Source organism: Pseudolysinimonas kribbensis, assembly GCF_039531715.1.
GTDB classification, from domain to species: domain Bacteria; phylum Actinomycetota; class Actinomycetes; order Actinomycetales; family Microbacteriaceae; genus Pseudolysinimonas; species Pseudolysinimonas kribbensis.
In genome coordinates, this window is the sequence record NZ_BAAAQO010000002.1 from 873,655 (window position 1) to 891,218 (window position 17,564).

Here is a 17,564-nt window from a genome sequence, read left to right on the forward strand (position 1 = left end):
GTGCTCGTGAGCGGGGGAGACGTCTACGACCCCGATGGCGGCGTGATCGAGCGCCGCGACCTGGTCATCGTCGACGGGCGGTTCGCTGAACCCGACGGCCGTCCGACCGACCGGGTGATCGACGCGTCCGGACACCTCGTCACACCGGGTCTCGTCGATCTGCACGCTCACGTGTTCCGGGGCCAGGATCTGGGGCTCGATCCGGACGACATCGGGCCCTCAGGCGGCACCACGACGATCATCGACGCCGGCAGTGCCGGTGGCCACCTCTTCCCTGCGTTCCGCGCGACGACGATCGACACGAGCGCCGTCCGGGTGCGGGCGTTCGTCAACATCGCATCGGTCGGGACCACGAGCATCCGGCTCGGTGGAGAGCTGAAGGCGCTGCACTACAGCGATGCGTCGGTCGCCGTCGCCTGCGCGCGAGCGAATGCGGATGTGATCGTCGGCGTCAAGGTGCGGGCATCGCACGACGTCGGCGGAGACAACGCCCCCGAGGCGCTGCGCCGTGCTCGCGCCGCCGCCGACGACCTCGGCGTGCCGCTCATGGTCCATCTCGGACCGTCTCCTGCCGCGGTCGACGAGATCCTCGCCACGCTGCGCTCCGGCGACATCCTCACGCATGCGTTCACCGGCTGGGAGGGCAACACCCTCCTGGACGGCGACGCGGTTCGCGCGGGCGCGCGGGAGGCCCGGGAACGCGGCGTCGTCTTCGATATCGGGCACGGGGCATCCGGGTTCAGCGCCGACGTCGCACGGAAGCTCCTCGGGCTCGGGTTCGCGCCCGACACGATCAGCAGTGACCTGCACGCCTACTCGCGCACGCGCGTGGTGAGTCTGCCGCTCGTTCTCTCCCGGCTCATGGCGCTGGGGATGCCGCTGCCGGACGTGCTCCTGCGGGCGACGCTGGCGCCGGCGCGGGCGCTCGGCCTCGACGCTTCGGGGATCGGCACCCTGCGTTCCGGGGCGGCCGCCGACCTCGCGATCTTCGATCTCGCCGAGGGCCCGCAGTCCTTCGAGGACGGCTTCGGCCGGGCTTTCGAGGGCGACCGCGTCCTGCGGCCGGTCGCGACGATGATCGGCGGCGACCTGGTGGAACCGAGGGGGGTGCCCGCATGAGCAGGCTGGTCGTGGTGAGCGGAGCCGCGAGCGGGATCGGCCGGGCAGCCGCCCGCTGGTTCGCGGATGCGGGCGACGAGCTCTATCTCCTGGGCCGTCGCCGGGCACCGCTCGAGGCGCTCGCCGCCGAGGTGGGCGGGCGCGCCGTCCCCGCCGACCTCTCGACGGTGGACGGGGCGAGCGCCGTCGCCGCCGCCGTCGGGCCACGGGCCGTCGACGTGATCGTTGCGGCGGCCGGCGGGACGCCTGCGACGAACCCGGTCGGTCTCGACGAGGTCGCGCACGACTGGAACGCCGACGTTCAGCAGAACCTGATGACCGCCGTGCTGCTGGTCGAAGCGCTCAAGTCCCGGATCGCGCGCCCGGGCGGCCGGGTGATCGGGCTCGGTTCGATCGGTGCGCAGCTCGGCAGCGGCTACGGCGGCTCGTACGGAGCGGCGAAGGCGGCGCTCCATGCGTGGATGTACTGGCTCGCGCAGGAGCTCGGGCCGCAGGGCGTGACCGCGAATCTGGTGCTGCCCGGCTACGTGCCCGACACGGAGTTCTTCGGGGACCGGGTCACGGAGGAGTTCGACCGCGTGCGCGTCGAGCGATCCCTCGTCGGGCGCGCGGGGACGGCTGCTGAGATCGCGGCGACGATCGGCTTCCTGGCATCCGCCGATGCCGGTTACATCACGGGTCAACTCATCGGTGTCAACGGGGGAATGGTGCTCGGACGATGACGGACGACACGCAGAAGCCCGATCAGCGCGGGTCCATCAAATCGGCGGAGCGCGTCATGGATCTCCTCGAGCTCATCTCCCGGCAGCGGGACGGGCTCGGGTTCACGGCACTCATCGACGCGCTCGACTACCCGAAGAGCAGCCTCCATGGTCTGCTGCGCGCCCTCACCGACCGCGGGTTCCTCTCCTACGACCCGGAGGGGAAGGTCTACCGGATCGGCGTGGGCGTCTGGGAGGCCGGCCAGTCGTACACGCAGGCCGCACACACGGCGCGCGTCGCCCTGCCTCACCTGCGGAACGCGCGGGACGTCCTCGGGGAGACCGTGCAGATGGCCATCCTCGATGGACTCGACAACGTCTACATCGCCAAGGAGGAGTCGCCGCAGGCGTTCCGTCTGGTCTCCGACGTCGGCAACCGGCTGCCCGCGCATACGACCGGCCTCGGCAAGGTCCTGCTGGCGGCGTTGCCGTCCGACGAGCTCGACCGTCGCCTCGAGGGGGTGCGGCTCTCGCGGTACACCCAGCACACCGTGACGGGGCACGACGAGCTGAAGGCCAGGCTGGAGCGCATCCGCGTCCTCGGGTATGCCGAAGACAGCGGCGAGTACACCCTCGGCCTGTATTGCCTCGCGGTGCCCGTCAAGCGGCGCGGCTCGGTGGTCGCTGCGATCAGCTGCTCGACGCCGGTGGCCCGCCTCAACCGCTCCGTCACCCCGGACCCTCGAATGCTCAACATCATGACGAGCACCGCGGCAGCGATCTCCCGCGACCTGTGAACAGGAAGGACTGAGATGGATCTCCTTGACACCCCCGGCCTCCGGCCGATCGTCAATGGTGTCGGCCCCGCCACCCGGCTCGGGGGACTGCCTCTCGCCGACGAGGTGTGGGACGCGATGCGCGCGGCCTTCCGGCACCCGGTCCGCCTGGACGAACTGCAGGCGGCGGCGGGCGCTCGGCTGTCGGCTCTCCTGGAGATCCCCGCGTGCTACGTGACCTCCGGCGCCGCCGCAGCCCTCCACCTCGCGACGACGATCGCGCTCACTCAGGGCGACGAAGCGGCGATCGATCGACTGCCCGTGGTCGTCGGCGCGCGCTCGACGGTGGTGATCCAGAAGGCGCATCGAGATCCCTACGACCGCGCGGTCGAGCAGGCCGGTGCGCGGTTGTTGGAGATCGGCTATCCGGCGAGCAGCCATCCGGGCGAGCTGGAGCGCGTGCTCGATGAGTCGGTCGCGGCCGTGCTCTTCCGGCCGGGGCGCTCCGGCGACCTGCTCTCTCTCGCCGAGACCGCGGCGATCGCGCACGCGCACGGCATCCCGGTCATCGTGGACGGCGCCTTGCACGTGCCGCCGGTCGACCGGCTCCGGCGATTCCTCGCGGACGGTGCGGATCTCATCGCCGTGTCCGGGGGCAAGGGATTCCGCGGACCGCAGGCCTCGGGCCTGCTCTGCGGGACCGCCGACTGGGTGTCGCTCGCGGGCGTGCACCAGCAGGACATGGACGAGCGTCCGACGACGTGGTCGCCAGCCGTTCCGCGCACCTCGCCGACGCCGCCGCGGCATGGCCCGTCCCGCCCGATGAAGGTCGGCCGGGAGCAGCTCGTGGGCCTCGTCGCCGCCGTCGAACGCTACCTGCGCGACCCCGGCGCTGACGAGCTCCCCGGGATCGCCGAGCTCGATCGTGCGGAGGAGACGCTGGGGGCCGCCGGTCTCGCCGTCGAGCGCCTCCGCGACGACGCGCTCGACGTGCCGATGCTCCGGATCCGAGTGGAGGGGGGCCGCGACGGCGCCGACGCCGTCGCACGCGCGCTGGCGGCACGTGCCGTCCCGGTCGTGCTCGGTGAGTCCGAGGCATGGGATGGCGTCCTGACCGTCAACCCGATGGCCCTGCTCCCCGGCCACGGCGAGCTTCTGGCCACCGCCGTCATCGAGGTCGTCGATCGCCTTGAAGGAAGGGAATCATGAAAGCCGTCGTCTACACCGCACCGCTCACTCTGGAATTGCAGGAGGTGGGTGCGCCGCACGCCGGTGAGGATGAGACCATCGTCCGCGTCGGTGCCGTCGGCATCTGCGGCTCCGAACTCGAGGGCTTCGCGTCGCAGAGCCCGTTCCGGCGTCCGCCGCTCATCATGGGGCACGAGTTCGCGGGTACCCGCGTCTCGGATGGTGCCCGCGTCGTCGTGAACCCGCTCGTGTACTGCGGGCACTGCGACTCCTGCCGTCGCGGCTCGGTGAACGTGTGCCGCAACAGGGTGTTGCTCGGCATTCAGCGCCCCGGAGGATTCGCGGAGTACGCAGCCGTCCCGTCACGCAACTGCTACGTGCTCCCGGAAGGCACGCCGCTGGAGGCAGCCGCCCTCGTTGAGCCGCTCGCGAACGCGGTCCATGCTCTCCGTCTCGTGCGGGAGACGACGAAGGATGTCGAGCGAGTCGGGATCATCGGATCGGGAATGGTCGGAGTCGCCGTGACCGTCGTGGCGAAGGCGGCTGGAATCGGCCATGTCGAGGTCGTCGACCTGAGCCCGGAGCGGGCCGCCGTCGCGCTCACGGCCGGTGCCGATGCCGTCGGGGAGAGCCTCGAGGGCGAGTTCGATGTGGTGTTCGACGCCGTCGGCACCGGGGGAACGCGGGCCGCAGCCGTCGAAGCGATCCGGCCGGACGGCACCGCGGTCTTCATCGGCCTGCACTCGGACGACGCCGGCTTCGACGGCCGCGACATCATCCGGAACGAGAAGCGTGTGATCGGCAGCTTCTGCTACACGGACGCCGACTTCGCCGCCGCCGTCGAGCTCGTCGGGCACGTGCGGCGCGAATGGTACGAGGTCCGACCGCTGAGCGAGGGCGTCGAGGCATTCACCCGACTGCTGACGACCGTGCCGACCACCATCAAGACCGTTCTCGTCCCCGAGGAGATCGCATGACGGACATCATGACCGTCACAGGACCGGTCGCTCCCGGATCCCTCGGCGTCACCCACAGCCACGAACACGTGCTCTGGGACTACTGGAGGCTCATCTCCTCCTACGATTGCATCTTCGATGACGAGGACGTCGCGACCGCCGAACTCGAGGCGTTCCGGGCCGCCGGCGGCGGTGCGATGGTCGACGCGAGCACGGTCGGCATCCGCACCGATCCGCTCGCACTCCGCCGGATCTCCGAGCGGTCGGGCGTGCGCCTGGTGCTCGGCGCAGGCTGGTACCGGGAGCGCCTGTACCCCCGGGAGGTTTTCGAGAAGACCGTCCCACATCTCGCCGAGGACCTCATCGCGGGCATCTCGAGCGGAGTCGACGGGACCGATGTGCGGGCCGGCGTCATCGGGGAGATCGGCACGGAGCGCGGGGCGATCAGCCCCGCGGAGGAGCGGGTGTTCCGTGCTGCGGCGCGCGCGCATCGGGAGACCGGGGTCGCGATCCTCACCCACACGACCCACTTCGGAGAACTCGCGCTGGCCCAGATCGAACTCCTCCGAGACGCGGGCGTCGCCCCGGACCGGCTCATCATCAGTCACCTCGGAGACCGCGTCGACCACCGACTGCTGCTCGAGATCGCGGCGACGGGGGTCTACCTCAGCGTCGACAACGTCGGCTATGCGGGTTCCGGTTATCCGTCCGACGAGGTGCGCGCGGACAGCGTGGCCCGCCTCGTGCGCGAGGGATACGGTGACCGTGTCGTGCTCGGGTGCGACATTTCGGCGAAGACGCAGCTCGCGACGTTCGGCGGTCACGGCTACTCGTGGCTGCTGAACTCCTTTGTGCCACTGCTGGCCGAACGCGGGCTCGACGAGGCGCAGCTGCACCGCCTGACCACTGCCAACATCGCCGAGGCGCTGGAGCCGCGCACGTGACCGGGGCGATGCGCCGCGACGCGGCGACGCCGCGAGGAGGCGCAGTGCGATGAGGTTCCTCCGGGTGGGGGAAGCGGGACACGAGCGGCCCGTCGTCATGGATGGGAGCGTCTTCTACGACCTGCGTCCGCTCACCGACGACCTGCACCCGTCGTTCTGGGCATCCGGCGGCGTGGCGCGCTGTCGGCGCGCGCTGTCGGCCGGCGCGCTGTCGCCGACGTCGATCGAGGGCGAGCGGATCGGTGCGGCGGTCCCGAAGCCGCCCTCGATCATCTGCGTCGGGATGAACTACGCCGCCCACGCGGCGGAGTCGGGAGCATCGGCTCCCGAGCATGTCGTCGTCTTCTTCAAGAAGCCGAACACGGTGGTCGGACCGAATGATCCGATCGTGCTGCCGCCCGGGTCGCGGCATACGGATTGGGAAGTCGAACTCGCGGTCGTGCTCGGTCGCGAGCTGCGCCACGCGCCCGACGATGCGACGGCGCTCGACGCGGTGGCCGGCTACGCGCTGGCCAACGACCTCAGCGAGCGCGAGCATCAGCTGAAGGTCTCCGGAGGCCAGTGGTCGAAGGGCAAGAGCGCTGCGGGATTCGCGCCGATCGGTCCGTGGATCGCGACCCCGGACGAGGTCGGCGACATCCAGTCGCTCACGATGCGGAGCTGGGTGAACGGGGAGCCGCGACAGGATTCGACCACCGCCGACATGGTCTTCCCGGTCGCGGCGATCCTGCGCGACCTGAGCCGGTACATGGTGCTGGAGGCGGGGGATGTCGTCCTCACCGGCACGCCGGAGGGCGTTGCGCTCTCCCGCCGCTATCCCTATCTCGCGCCGGGGGATCGCGTCACCATGGAGATCGACGGACTCGGACGGATCGAGCAGAGCGTGGTCGAAGAGGCGGACGCGGCGTGAGCCGGCGCATCGACGCGATTGCGGTGGCCGACGCCGACCCCGCCGTCGGCTAGCCCGCCTGCCGCACCTCCGCCGCGACCTCGGCGGCGCCGCGGGCCGACATGAGGATCGTGTAGTGGTTCACATCGTCGACCTCGCGCATCGCGATGGCCGGCCACCGCTCGCGCCAGCGTGCGAGCTCGGTGCCGGTGTACATGCCGGGCGTCTCGTTCAGCAACCCGCGCGGCGCCCACAGCAGGCGCATCGGCGCGCGGATCGCGTCGATCGTCTGCGCCGGCGGGTCGCCGTAGAACTGCACCGAGTCCTGTGCGACCGCGTCGGCCTTGCTCGACGGATGGGGCGGATCGCCCACCAGGTCGTAGTCGATGTAGGCCAGCATCTCGGCGTCGAACTCGCCGCCGAAGGCGGGGTGCGCGGCCCAGAACGCCCGGTACGCGGCCGAGTCGGCGAACGTCATCGACAGCCGCTCGAGCGCGGGGCCGAGCGAGGCGCGCACGGCGGCCTCGACATCCCCGCCCGGGGGATCGCGCAGCGGCAGACCGCCGTCGACGAGCACGACCGAGCTCACCCGATCCGGTGCGAGCGCCGCGGTCGCCGCGGCGACGAACGCGCCCATCGAGTGCCCGGTGAGCTGTGCGCGCTCGAGGCCGAGGTCGTCGAGAAGGCGGAGCAGGTCGGCGGCGTGCCGCGGCATCCCGTACGGGCCGGGCAGCTCGTTGCTGCGCCCGCGTCCACGCAGGTCGGGCGCGATGACGCGGCGCTCCGGCAGCGCGGCCGCGACGTGCGCCCAGGCGAGATGCGACGACGTGATGCCGTGGATGGCGATGAGCGGCAGCGCGCCGGGATCGCCCCACTCGCCGACGGTCAGCTCGCCGCCGTCGACGGTCACGGTGCGCGTGCGGTGGGTGCTCACGAGATGCTCCACCCGCCGTCCATCGTGTACGACGCCCCCGTCACCATGTCGGCGTGCGACGAGACGAGCCACCCGACGAGCGAGGCGACGTCGTCGGGTTCGACGAGGCGCTTGATCGCGGCGCGCTCGAGCAGCACGGTCTCGACCACGTCCTCCGGTGCGATCCGGTGGATGCGCGCCTGGTCGGCGATCTGCTTCTCGACCAGCGGGGTGCGCACGTATCCCGGGTTGACGCAGTTGCTCGTGACCCCGTGCGGCGCACCCTCGAGCGCCGCCGTCTTCGACAGCCCCTCGAGCCCGTGCTTGGCAGCGACGTAGGCCGACTTGTACTCCGAGGCCCGGATGCCGTGCACCGACGAGACGTTGACGATGCGCCCCCAGCCGCGGCGGTACATCGCCGGCAGCGCGGCCCGGATCAGCAGGAACGGCGCCTCCAGCATGATGGCGATCAGGCGGTGGAAGGCCTCCGGCTCGAACTCCTCGAGCGGGGCGACGCGCTGGATGCCCGCGTTGTTGACGAGGATGTCGCAGTCCAGCGCGAGGGCGGCCACCGCGCTCGTGTCGGCGAGGTCGACGACCCAGGGTTCGCCGTCGATCCGGTCGGCGACCATCGTCGCGGCGGCGGGATCCAGATCCATCACGCGCACGTGCGCGCCGTCGGCGGCGAGCCGCTCCGCGATCGCCGCCCCGATGCCGCTGCCGCCTCCCGTGACCACCGCCGTGCGACCGTCGAGCTCCGCCATCCGCATCCCTTCCGCAACCGAGGTGGCCGGGTTAACGTGAGCACGCACCCGCCCGAAGGAGAACCGTGTCCACTCTGCTCCCCGGCATCGCGTCCCGCCAGATCCCGACGACCCGGATCCGCACCAACGTCCTCGAGCGCGAGGGTGACGACGACGCCGGCACGCCCGTCGTGCTCGTGCACGGCAACGTCTCGTCGGCGCTGTTCTTCCAGCCGTTCATGCTCTCGCTGCCGCGCTCGTGGCGCGTGGTCGCCGTCGACCTCCGCGGCTTCGGCGACAGCGAGACGGCACCGGTCGACGCGACGCGCGGTCTGCGCGACTACAGCGACGACCTGTTCGCCGCCGTCGAGGCGCTCGGGCCGGCCGGCGCGCCGCATCTCTTCGGCTGGAGCATGGGCGCCGGCGTCGTGCTGCAGTACGCGCTCGACCATCCCGTCGCCTCGCTCACCCTGCAGTCGCCGGTCTCGCCGTACGGCTTCGGCGGCACCGCGCTCGACGGTTCGCGCCTGACCCCGGATGCCGCGGGCACCGGCGGCGGAGGCGGCAACCCGGACTTCGTCGCAGCCCTCGAATCCGGCGACACCGGCGACGGCCCGGCGTCGCCGCGCACCGTCTACCGCACGGCCTATGTGCACGCCGGCCACCGGGACGAGTACGAGGATCTCTGGGTCGAGTCGATGCTCTCGACCGCGACCGGGGTCGGCAACTACCCCGGCGACAGCCGCCCGAGCGCCAACTGGCCGGGCTTCGCCCCGGGCGAGCACGGCGTGCTCAACACGATGACGCCCGATCACCTCGACCTCAGCGGCATCACCGGCCTTGCCGTGAAGCCGCCGATCCTGTGGGTGCACGGCGCCGCCGACGTGATCGTGTCGGACGCCTCGCTCTTCGATCTCAACCAGCTGGGCGCCCTCGGTGCGATCCCCGGATGGCCGGGAGACGACATCGCACCCGCGCAGCCGATGGTGTCGCAGACGCGCGCCGTGCTCGACGGGTACCGCGCCTCGGGCGGCGCGGTGACCGAGCGGCTGCTGCAGGAGTGCGGGCACTCACCGCACCTGGAGCATCCGGATCGGGTCCGCGCCGCCCTCGAGGAGCTCGTCGGCTGACTCGGGCGGAGCGTCGCCTCAGGCCAGGCGGCCGGCGACCCGTTCGGTGCGCGGGGTCCAGAACGGCAGGTCGAGGCCGACGGTGAGACGCACGTCGTCGCCGTCGCCGAACTCGAACCGCCAGATGCGCCGTGCCGCCGACTCGATGCACTGCTCGTGCACCTCGAACGCGGCGTCATCGACCCAGCCGGCGCGGGTCCCGGTGCGGGTCGAGGTCAGCTCCGGGTGCGGCCAGAGCCGGGTCTCGCCCGGGACCCATGCGGTGCGTGCCGCGCCGAGCCGCTCGACCGACCCGTCGGTGCCGACGGTCTCGAGAGTCGTGCGGTCGCCGTCGAGGTGCAGCGTCGCGGTGGCGATGCCGAGGGTCGTGAAGGGCAGGGCGATCGCGCGGCCGGAGACGCGGGCGGCCGCGGCCGGCGGTGCCGCGAGGAACTCGGGCGCCGCGAGCTCGAGCGAGCCGAGGCGGCGGGCGAGCTGATCGTCGCCGGCTCCGTCGGCGGCGGGGCCGTGCGCCCGATCGACGCCGGGCAGCAGGTGATCCCAGACCAGCTGGAGCTCGGACGCGCTGTCGGCCGTGCCCGCCGTCATGGCGACCACGAGGTCGAGCTCCGGGATGACGAGGCCGAACTGCCCGAACGCGCCGTCCATCCGGTACCCGTGCCGCGATCGCCAGAACTGGTAGCCGTAGCCGAGACCCCAGTCCACGGTGGCGCTCGGCCCGTTGTCGACGTGCGCCCGCGTCGCCTCGTCGACCCAGGCCTGCGGCACCAGCTGCCGGTCGCCGCCGTCCCCATCGGACCACCGCCCGCCCCGGCGGTACAGCTCCGCCAGCACGGCGATGTCCTCCGTCAGCAGCGACATGCCGGTGCCGCCGAGGCTGACGCCGCCGGGCGACGGTGCCCAGGGCGGCGTGTCGAGGCCGAGCGGCTGGAACAGGCGCGGCTCGAGGAACTGCGGGAGCGGCATCCCGGTGCGCGACTGCAGGGCGGCGCTCAGCAGATGACTGCCGCCGGAGTCGTAGACGAAATGCTCGCCGGGGGGATAGATGAAGGGCGACGCGAAGTAGATGCGCGGCCAGTGCTCGCCGGGCAGCAGCCGCATGAGGTCCATCGTGTCGGCGTCGTGCCCGCCCGACATCGAGAGCAGGTGCTTCAGGAGCACGTCGCGCGGTCCGTCGACACCGGGGAAGAAGTCGACGGCCGGCTCGTCGATCGACAGGATGCCCTCCTCCTGCGCGATGCCGATCGCGGTGGAGAGGAAGCTCTTGGACACCGAGTGGACGAGGTGGCGCACGTCGGGGGCGAAGGGCGTCCACCATCCCTCGGCGACGACCGCGCCGTGCCGCACCACCATGAGACTGTGCAGGCCGTGCCGGCCGCGCTCGGCGGCCTCGACGAGGGAGGCGATCGCCGCGGGGTCGATGCCCTCCGCGGTCGGGGTGGAACGGGGGAGCACGGGCGCGGCCATCGCGACGGAGCCTACGCCGCTAGCATCGTCGGGGCGCCGCAGGCGCGGAGGAGGTCGCGATGAGCGAGTCCGTCGTCGTCACGACCATCGCGGGGATGCGGTCCGCGCTCGCCGGTCGCGGTCCGGTCGCGCTCGTCCCGACGATGGGGGCGCTGCACGAGGGTCACCTCGCGCTCGTCGACCGGGCCCGCGAGGTCGCCGCCACGGTCGTCGTCTCGATCTTCGTCAATCCCACCCAGTTCGCGGCCGGTGAGGATCTGAGCAGCTACCCGCGCGACCCGAGCGGAGATCTCGCGGCGCTGGCGACGCGCGCGGTCGAGTTCGTGTTCGCGCCCGATGCCTCCGAGATGTACCCCGACGGCCCGACCCAGGTCACGGTGCACGCGGGTGCCGTCGCCGAGACCTTCGAGGGCGCGTCGCGGCCCGGGCACTTCGACGGCGTGCTCACCGTCGTCGCCAAGCTCCTGCACATCGTGCAGCCCACCCACGTGCTCTTCGGCCAGAAGGACGCGCAGCAGCTCTTCCTCGTGCAACGGATGGTGCGCGACCTCGACCTGCCCGTCACGGTCGAGCCCGTGCCGACGGTGCGTGCCGACGACGGCCTCGCGCTCTCGAGCCGCAACCGCTACCTCGACGAGGAGCACCGCCGGGCATCGGTCGCGCTGAGCACCGCCCTGCGTGCCGCCGCGGATGCCGCCGGCGATGGGGTGGATGCCGCGCTGGCCGCCGCGCGCGAGGTCCTGACGAGCGACGGCCTCGTTAAGCTGGACTATCTCGCCGTCGTCGATCCGCGCACCTTCCGCCCGGTGGACGCCGGCTACCGCGGCACCGCGCGCATGCTCGTCGCCGCCCGGGTCGGCCCCGCGCGGCTGATCGACAACGACGCCATCCACCTGACCTAGAGGCCCCCATGACCGCCGACCTGCCCCCCGCGGACGCTCCCGAGGAGACCCTCGAGGACATCGCCGAGCAGAAGGCCGTCCGGCTCGCCAAGCGCGAGCGCCTCCTCGCCGAGGGCGAGCAGGCGTACCCGGTCTCGGTGCCGGTCACGCACACCATCCCGCAGCTGCGCGAGCGCTTCGCCGACCTGCGCGCCGACGACACGACCGGCGTGCAGGTCGGCGTCGCCGGCCGCATCGTGCACCTGCGCAACACCGGCAAGCTGTGCTTCGCCGCACTGCAGTCGGGCGACGGCAGCCGCATCCAGGCGATGGTCTCGCTCGACCAGGTCGGCGAGGAGTCGCTGCAGCGCTGGAAGGAGCTCGTCGACCTCGGCGACCACCTCTTCGTCGCGGGCGAGGTCATCTCGTCGCGCCGCGGCGAACTCAGCGTGCTCGTGCGCGAGTGGCGGATCGCCTCGAAGGCGCTGCTGCCGCTGCCGAACCTGCACTCCGAGCTGAGCGAGGAGACGCGCGTGCGGCAGCGCTACCTCGACCTCATCGCCCGGGAGCAGGCGCGCTTCACGGTCCGCGCGCGGGCCAAGGCGGTCGCGAGCCTGCGCTCCACGTTCGCGCGCCACGACTTCCTCGAGGTCGAGACGCCCATGCTGCAGACCGTGCACGGCGGCGCGAGCGCGCGTCCGTTCGTCACGCATTCGAACGCCTTCGACACCGAGCTCTTCCTGCGCATCGCGCCCGAGCTCTTCCTCAAGCGCGCCGTCGTCGGCGGCATCGACCGGGTGTTCGAGATCAACCGCAACTTCCGCAACGAGGGCGCGGACTCCACGCACAGCCCCGAGTTCGCGATGCTCGAGGCCTACCAGACCTACGGCGACTACGACTCGATCGCGGCGCTCACCCAGGAGCTGATCCAGGATGCGGCCGAGGCCGTCGCCGGATCGCACACGGTGACCTGGGCCGACGGCACGGCGTACGACCTCGGCGGCGAGTGGGACCGCATCCGGATGTACGACTCCCTCTCCGAGGCCGCCGGCGTCGAGATCACGCCGGAGACGCCGCTGACCGAGCTCGCGGCGCTCGCCGAGAAGGAGGGCGTCGAGGTCAAGCTCGCGACGCACGGCAAGTACGTCGAGGAGCTGTGGGAGCACTTCGTCAAGGGCACGCTGCACCGTCCCACGTTCGTCATGGACTTCCCGCTCGACACCTCTCCGTTGGTGCGCGAACACCGCGCGATGCGGGGTGTGGTGGAGAAGTGGGACCTCTACGTGCGCGGCTTCGAGCTGGCCACGGGCTACTCCGAGCTCGTCGATCCCGTCGTGCAGCGCGAGCGTTTCGTCGAGCAGGCGAAGCTCGCGGCCCGCGGCGACGACGAGGCGATGCGGCTCGACGAGGAGTTCCTCACCGCGATGGAGCACGGCATGCCGCCGATGGGCGGCATGGGCATGGGCATCGACCGGCTGCTCATGGCGCTGACCGGCCTCGGCATCCGGGAGACGATCCTGTTCCCGCTGGTCAAGTAGACGGGATACCGCGATGGCTCAGGATCCGGGCGGTCGTCCGACGACGACCCGCATCGTCGTCTGGATCGCGCTCGCGGCGATCGGGCTCTTCCTGATCGGCGACGGCATCCTGAGCCTGCTCTCGCGGGGCGGCTGATGGACCGCCGCACCTCGCGCATCGTCATGTATGCGGGCCTCGCGCTCATCGTCGTCGTGATCGCCGTCGCGTTCTTCCTCGCGCAGCGCTGACTCAGCCGCCGCGGTTAGGCTGACCGCATGTCGGCCGAGGTGTGGGGCGGGATCATCTGGTCCCTCGTGCCCACCGTCGTGCTCGGCCTCATCTTCTGGTTCGTGATGCGGATGATCGTGCGCGCGGACCGCGACGAGCGCCGCGCCTACTCGCGCATCGAAGCCGAGGAGCGCGCTCGCTTCGCGCAGGAGCACTCCGCGCGTCCCTGAGCCGGATCCCGGGTGCCGGATGCCGATGCCGGCCGTGCTCGTGGACGGCCTTCTCGAACCGATCATGGTCTCGGGATCCGTGGGATGCCGCGCGGGACGCATCCGATGGCGAAACCGCGATCGGATCACCGCGCCGCCACGAGCGACGCGACGAGAGGCGCGGCGCGGCTAGGGCTGGTCGCGGGGCCGCAGCCGCACGTTCGGCAGCTCCGGCGCCGGAAGCGCCGTCCCGTCGGCCCAGCCGTCGATCGAGCCGAAGGTGCCGGCGCGATCGCCGCCCGCGATGACGTCGGCCTGCCACCGTTCGCGGAACGCCACGATCTCGTCGTGGCTGCGTCCGACGAAGTTCCACCACATGACGATGCTCTCGCCGAGCGGCACCCCGCCGATGAGCAGCGCGCGCAGCGGCTCGTCGCCCGCGGCGATCGTCAGGGCGGCGGAGCCGGCGGGGGCGTATCCGAGGTGATGGCGCGGGATCGCGACGCCCTGCAGGGTCGGCGATCCGGCATCCACGAGCAGGCCGTGTTCGAACGCGGGGTCGACGGTCAGCTCGACGCGACCGCCGGCGGGCAGGTCGAACTGCGCGGCGAGGAGCGGCGTGAACGCGGTCACGGCGGAGGTCGCGCCGTGCAGTGTTCCGACGAACACCCGCAGCGTCGCATCGCCCACCGCGATCGGCGCCGGCACGTGGTGCTCGAAGAAGGGCGAGGTGAAGCGGTGCGCATCCGGCAGCGCGGTCCACAGCTGCACGCCGTGCGGCCGCACCGAGCCCGGCGTGGACTCCTCGGAGTGCTGGATGCCGGCGCCCGCCGTCATGAGGTTGACCTGCCCGGGGTGGATGAGCTCCCGGCTGCCGACCGAGTCGCGGTGCTCGATCTCGCCGGCGTAGAGCCAGCTGACCGTCTGCAGGCCGGTGTGCGGATGCGGCGGCACGTCCATCCTGCGGTCGTCGGCGCCGACGGTCTCCTCGCCGGTGTCGCCCCCGTACGAGTCGGCGAAGCACCACGCCCCGATGAGGGACCGCGCCCGCTGCGGCAGCGTGCGCCGCACGTGCATCGCGCGCGGTCCGCCGAGCGGCACGTCACGCGGCTCGAGGATCTCGACTCCGCGGCCGGCGAGGGGCTCGTCGCAGACGAGCTCCGCGGGCTCGACCTCGAGGTTGCTCACGCGGCGAGCCTACGACTCGGCGCGGCGACGCGGGGCCGCGGACGGGGGTGCGCCACCGGCACGCCGACGGGGCTCGCGACACCCCTCACGCCCACGGCGAACACGGGATCACCCGGGCCGACCCCCTCGTTACTCTCAATGCAAGGCACCGCCCGACCGGTGCCTGACGAGAGGTTTCAGATCATGTTCGAGCGTTTCACCGACCGGGCCCGCCGGGTGGTCGTCCTCGCCCAGGAAGAGGCGAAGATGCTCAACCACAATTACATCGGCACCGAGCACATCCTGCTCGGGCTGATCCACGAGGGCGAGGGCGTCGCGGCCAAGTCGCTGGAGTCGCTCGGGATCTCGCTCGACGCCGTGCGCGAGCAGGTGCAGGACATCATCGGGCAGGGGCAGACCCAGCCGACCGGCCACATCCCCTTCACCCCGCGCGCCAAGAAGGTGCTGGAGCTGTCGCTGCGCGAGGCGCTGCAGCTCGGTCACAGCTACATCGGCACCGAGCACATCCTGCTCGGGCTGATCCGCGAGGGCGAGGGCGTCGCCGCGCAGGTGCTCATGAAGCTGGGCGCCGACCTCAACCGCGTGCGCCAGCAGGTCATCCAGCTGCTCTCGGGCTACCAGGGCAAGGAGCAGGTGGCCGTCGGAGGCAACGACGCGACGCCCGACAAGGGTTCGCAGATCCTCGACCAGTTCGGCCGCAACCTGACGCAGGCCGCGCGCGACGGCAAGCTCGACCCGGTCATCGGGCGCGAGAAGGAGATGGAGCGGGTCATGCAGATCCTCTCCCGCCGCTCCAAGAACAACCCCGTGCTGATCGGGGAGCCCGGCGTCGGCAAGACCGCCGTCGTCGAGGGGCTCGCGCAGGCGATCGTCCGCGGCGAGGTGCCGGAGACGCTGAAGGACAAGCAGCTCTACACGCTCGACCTCGGCTCGCTCATCGCCGGATCGCGCTACCGCGGCGACTTCGAGGAGCGCCTCAAGAAGGTGACGAAGGAGATCCGCACCCGCGGCGACATCATCACCTTCATCGACGAGATCCACACCCTCGTCGGTGCCGGCGCCGCCGAGGGCGCGATCGACGCGGCCAGCATCCTGAAGCCGCTGCTCGCCCGTGGCGAGCTGCAGACGATCGGCGCGACCACGCTCGACGAGTACCGCAAGCACTTCGAGAAGGATGCCGCGCTCGAGCGCCGGTTCCAGCCCGTGCAGGTGCACGAGCCGTCTCTGCCGCACACCATCAACATCCTCAAGGGACTCCGAGACAAGTACGAGGCGTTCCACAAGGTGTCGATCACGGATGGCGCGATCGTCGCGGCGGCGAACCTCGCCGACCGTTACGTGAGCGACCGCTTCCTGCCCGACAAGGCCATCGACCTGATCGACGAGGCGGGCGCGCGCCTGCGGCTGTCGATCCTGTCGGCGCCGCCGGAGCTGCGCGAGTTCGACGAGAAGATCGCCGGCGTCCGCGGCAGCAAGGAGGCCGCGATCGAGGAGCAGGACTTCGAGAAGGCCGCGTCGCTGCGCGACGAGGAGAAGAAGCTGCTCGGCGAGCGGCTGCGCCTCGAGAAGCAGTGGCGCAGCGGAGACGTCGCCGCGTCGGGCACCGTGGATGAGGGAGTCATCGCGGAGGTCCTCGCGAACGCGACCGGCATCCCGGTCTTCAAGCTGACCGAGGAGGAGAGCTCGCGCCTGATCTTCATGGAGAAGGCCCTGCATGAGCGCGTTGTCGGTCAGGAGGAGGCCATCTCGGTGCTCGCCAAGACCATCCGCCGCACGCGCGCCGGGCTCAAGGACCCGAAGCGTCCGAGCGGGTCGTTCATCTTCGCCGGCCCCACGGGCGTCGGCAAGACGGAGCTGGCCAAGGCGCTCGCGGAGTTCCTGTTCGACGACGAGGACGCGCTGATCTCGCTCGACATGAGCGAGTACGGCGAGAAGCACACCGTCTCGCGGCTGTTCGGCGCCCCTCCCGGGTTCGTCGGCTTCGAGGAGGGCGGCCAGCTCACCGAGAAGGTGCGCCGCAAGCCGTTCTCGGTCGTGCTGTTCGACGAGATCGAGAAGGCGCACCCGGACATCTTCAACTCGCTGCTCCAGATCCTGGAGGAGGGACGTCTGACGGATGGCCAGGGCCGCGTCGTCGACTTCAAGAACACCGTGATCATCATGACCACGAACCTCGGCACGAAGGACATCACGGGCGGCCCCGTCGGGTTCACGCTCGAGGGCAGCTCGGAGAACTCCTACCGCGCGATGCGCGGCAAGGTGGTGGAGGAGCTCAAGAAGCACTTCAAGCCGGAGTTCCTGAACCGCGTCGACGAGACGATCGTCTTCCCGCAGCTGAACCAGGACGAGCTCAAGCAGATCGTCGGGCTGTTCATCAAGCGGCTGGCCGAGCGCCTGCTCGACCGCGACATGACGATCGAGGTCTCGGATGCCGCCAAGGCCCGGCTGATCGAGCTCGGCTGGGAGCCCACGATGGGTGCCCGCCCGCTGCGCCGTGCCGTGCAGCACGAGGTGGAGGATCGGCTCTCGGAGAAGATCCTGCACAACGAGCTGGTGGCCGGCGACCACGTGCGGGTCGACTTCGTGCCCGGGCCGGACGGCGGCGAGTTCACCTTCGAGACCGGGCGTCAGCCCGGCCGCGAGGAGCTCCCGGAGCCGGTCGCCGCGATCGAGGCCTGACCCCGCGCGATCCCCTAGCCAAAAACGCCCAGTGC

General features: G+C 71.3%; 17 protein-coding genes. 13 read left to right on the forward strand and 4 right to left on the reverse strand.

All coding sequences use genetic code 11. From position 1 onward, the window contains the following. Positions 1 to 6: 6 nt before the first annotated feature. Genes ABD285_RS04985 through ABD285_RS05015 form a run of 7 tightly spaced genes read left to right on the forward strand, consistent with a single transcriptional unit; the run spans position 7 to position 6,594 of the window. Positions 7 to 1,119 carry an amidohydrolase family protein gene (locus ABD285_RS04985; RefSeq protein WP_344200772.1) on the forward strand — a complete coding sequence of 371 codons (1,113 nt, stop codon included), beginning with the start codon at positions 7 to 9 and terminating at the stop codon, positions 1,117 to 1,119. Next, complete coding sequence (locus ABD285_RS04990; protein WP_284254171.1) at positions 1,116 to 1,841, forward strand: SDR family NAD(P)-dependent oxidoreductase; 726 nt, start codon at positions 1,116 to 1,118, stop codon at positions 1,839 to 1,841. Before ABD285_RS04985 ends, ABD285_RS04990 begins: the two co-directional genes overlap by 4 nt. Then, entirely contained in the window at positions 1,838 to 2,617 is a 780-nt protein-coding gene (locus ABD285_RS04995; RefSeq protein WP_284254172.1) for an IclR family transcriptional regulator, read from the forward strand. The genes ABD285_RS04990 and ABD285_RS04995 overlap by 4 nt, the downstream gene beginning before the upstream one ends. A 15-nt stretch (positions 2,618 to 2,632) precedes the next feature. Beyond that, positions 2,633 to 3,805 (forward strand): hypothetical protein, encoded by a 1,173-nt coding sequence (locus tag ABD285_RS05000; RefSeq protein WP_344200777.1) that lies wholly within the window; start codon positions 2,633 to 2,635, stop codon positions 3,803 to 3,805. Then, complete coding sequence (locus ABD285_RS05005; protein ID WP_344200780.1) at positions 3,802 to 4,761, forward strand: alcohol dehydrogenase catalytic domain-containing protein; 960 nt, start codon at positions 3,802 to 3,804, stop codon at positions 4,759 to 4,761. The genes ABD285_RS05000 and ABD285_RS05005 overlap by 4 nt, the downstream gene beginning before the upstream one ends. Further along, the gene (locus tag ABD285_RS05010) at positions 4,758 to 5,684 is read left to right on the forward strand and encodes a phosphotriesterase family protein (protein ID WP_344200782.1); all 927 of its coding nucleotides are present in this window, start codon (positions 4,758 to 4,760) and stop codon (positions 5,682 to 5,684) included. Before ABD285_RS05005 ends, ABD285_RS05010 begins: the two co-directional genes overlap by 4 nt. A gap of 49 nt (positions 5,685 to 5,733) precedes the next feature. Continuing rightward, positions 5,734 to 6,594, forward strand: a complete 861-nt coding sequence (locus ABD285_RS05015; RefSeq protein ID WP_284254176.1) for a fumarylacetoacetate hydrolase family protein — start codon at positions 5,734 to 5,736, stop codon at positions 6,592 to 6,594. Positions 6,595 to 6,643: 49 nt separating this feature from the next. Here ABD285_RS05015 and ABD285_RS05020 read toward each other — a convergent pair whose 3' ends face one another. Together ABD285_RS05020 and ABD285_RS05025 are read right to left on the reverse strand one after the other, a co-directional pair. Beyond that, on the reverse strand, positions 6,644 to 7,507 hold the full coding sequence (locus ABD285_RS05020; protein ID WP_284254177.1) for an alpha/beta fold hydrolase: 864 nt from the start codon (positions 7,505 to 7,507) through the stop codon (positions 6,644 to 6,646). Beyond that, positions 7,504 to 8,256 carry a 3-hydroxybutyrate dehydrogenase gene (locus tag ABD285_RS05025; protein WP_425564962.1) on the reverse strand — a complete coding sequence of 251 codons (753 nt, stop codon included), beginning with the start codon at positions 8,254 to 8,256 and terminating at the stop codon, positions 7,504 to 7,506. The genes ABD285_RS05020 and ABD285_RS05025 overlap by 4 nt, the downstream gene beginning before the upstream one ends. A 59-nt stretch (positions 8,257 to 8,315) precedes the next feature. Here ABD285_RS05025 and ABD285_RS05030 point away from each other — a divergent pair, with 59 nt between their 5' ends. Then, positions 8,316 to 9,359, forward strand: coding sequence for an alpha/beta fold hydrolase (locus ABD285_RS05030; protein WP_284254180.1), 1,044 nt, complete (start codon positions 8,316 to 8,318; stop codon positions 9,357 to 9,359). A gap of 18 nt (positions 9,360 to 9,377) precedes the next feature. On the opposite strand, the gene ABD285_RS05035 is transcribed toward ABD285_RS05030, so the two are convergent. Beyond that, positions 9,378 to 10,826, reverse strand: a complete 1,449-nt coding sequence (locus ABD285_RS05035) for a serine hydrolase domain-containing protein (RefSeq protein WP_344200786.1) — start codon at positions 10,824 to 10,826, stop codon at positions 9,378 to 9,380. Positions 10,827 to 10,885: 59 nt separating this feature from the next. Between ABD285_RS05035 and panC the strand changes: the two genes are divergently transcribed. The 4 genes from panC to ABD285_RS05055 all read left to right on the forward strand — a co-directional run bounded on the left by panC (position 10,886) and on the right by ABD285_RS05055 (position 13,683). Continuing rightward, positions 10,886 to 11,728: a pantoate--beta-alanine ligase gene (panC, locus tag ABD285_RS05040; protein ID WP_284254182.1), complete on the forward strand. Its 843-nt coding sequence runs from the start codon at positions 10,886 to 10,888 to the stop codon at positions 11,726 to 11,728. An 8-nt stretch (positions 11,729 to 11,736) separates the two neighbouring features. After that, the gene (gene lysS, locus ABD285_RS05045; protein WP_344200790.1) at positions 11,737 to 13,245 is read left to right on the forward strand and encodes a lysine--tRNA ligase; all 1,509 of its coding nucleotides are present in this window, start codon (positions 11,737 to 11,739) and stop codon (positions 13,243 to 13,245) included. 13 nt (positions 13,246 to 13,258) lie between these two features. After that, complete coding sequence (locus ABD285_RS05050) at positions 13,259 to 13,381, forward strand: hypothetical protein (RefSeq protein WP_284254183.1); 123 nt, start codon at positions 13,259 to 13,261, stop codon at positions 13,379 to 13,381. 119 nt (positions 13,382 to 13,500) lie between these two features. After that, a complete protein-coding gene (locus ABD285_RS05055; RefSeq protein ID WP_284254184.1) occupies positions 13,501 to 13,683 on the forward strand; it encodes a hypothetical protein in 183 nt (60 codons plus the stop codon). Between the two features lie 168 nt (positions 13,684 to 13,851). Here ABD285_RS05055 and ABD285_RS05060 read toward each other — a convergent pair whose 3' ends face one another. After that, positions 13,852 to 14,850 (reverse strand): pirin family protein, encoded by a 999-nt coding sequence (locus ABD285_RS05060; protein ID WP_284254185.1) that lies wholly within the window; start codon positions 14,848 to 14,850, stop codon positions 13,852 to 13,854. 183 nt (positions 14,851 to 15,033) lie between these two features. On the opposite strand from ABD285_RS05060, the gene ABD285_RS05065 reads away from it, so the two are divergent. Continuing rightward, a complete protein-coding gene (locus ABD285_RS05065) occupies positions 15,034 to 17,529 on the forward strand; it encodes an ATP-dependent Clp protease ATP-binding subunit (RefSeq protein WP_284254186.1) in 2,496 nt (831 codons plus the stop codon). The last annotated feature ends 35 nt before the right edge of the window (positions 17,530 to 17,564 follow it).

Excerpts from the sequence above, each read along its gene's own strand:
- ABD285_RS05000 (WP_344200777.1), top strand. The coding sequence starts at position 2,633 with ATGGATCTCCTTGACACCCCCGGCCTCCGGCCGATCGTCAATGGTGTC.
- ABD285_RS05065 (WP_284254186.1), top strand. The coding sequence starts at position 15,034 with ATGTTCGAGCGTTTCACCGACCGGGCCCGCCGGGTGGTCGTCCTCGCC.
- ABD285_RS05035 (WP_344200786.1), bottom strand. The coding sequence starts at position 10,826 with ATGGCCGCGCCCGTGCTCCCCCGTTCCACCCCGACCGCGGAGGGCATC.
- ABD285_RS05025 (WP_425564962.1), bottom strand. The coding sequence starts at position 8,256 with ATGCGGATGGCGGAGCTCGACGGTCGCACGGCGGTGGTCACGGGAGGC.
- ABD285_RS05015 (WP_284254176.1), top strand. The coding sequence starts at position 5,734 with ATGAGGTTCCTCCGGGTGGGGGAAGCGGGACACGAGCGGCCCGTCGTC.
- ABD285_RS04990 (WP_284254171.1), top strand. The coding sequence starts at position 1,116 with ATGAGCAGGCTGGTCGTGGTGAGCGGAGCCGCGAGCGGGATCGGCCGG.
- panC (WP_284254182.1), top strand. The coding sequence starts at position 10,886 with ATGAGCGAGTCCGTCGTCGTCACGACCATCGCGGGGATGCGGTCCGCG.
- lysS (WP_344200790.1), top strand. The coding sequence starts at position 11,737 with ATGACCGCCGACCTGCCCCCCGCGGACGCTCCCGAGGAGACCCTCGAG.
- ABD285_RS04995 (WP_284254172.1), top strand. The coding sequence starts at position 1,838 with ATGACGGACGACACGCAGAAGCCCGATCAGCGCGGGTCCATCAAATCG.
- ABD285_RS05055 (WP_284254184.1), top strand. The coding sequence starts at position 13,501 with ATGTCGGCCGAGGTGTGGGGCGGGATCATCTGGTCCCTCGTGCCCACC.
- ABD285_RS05005 (WP_344200780.1), top strand. The coding sequence starts at position 3,802 with ATGAAAGCCGTCGTCTACACCGCACCGCTCACTCTGGAATTGCAGGAG.
- ABD285_RS05010 (WP_344200782.1), top strand. The coding sequence starts at position 4,758 with ATGACGGACATCATGACCGTCACAGGACCGGTCGCTCCCGGATCCCTC.
- ABD285_RS05050 (WP_284254183.1), top strand. The coding sequence starts at position 13,259 with ATGGCTCAGGATCCGGGCGGTCGTCCGACGACGACCCGCATCGTCGTC.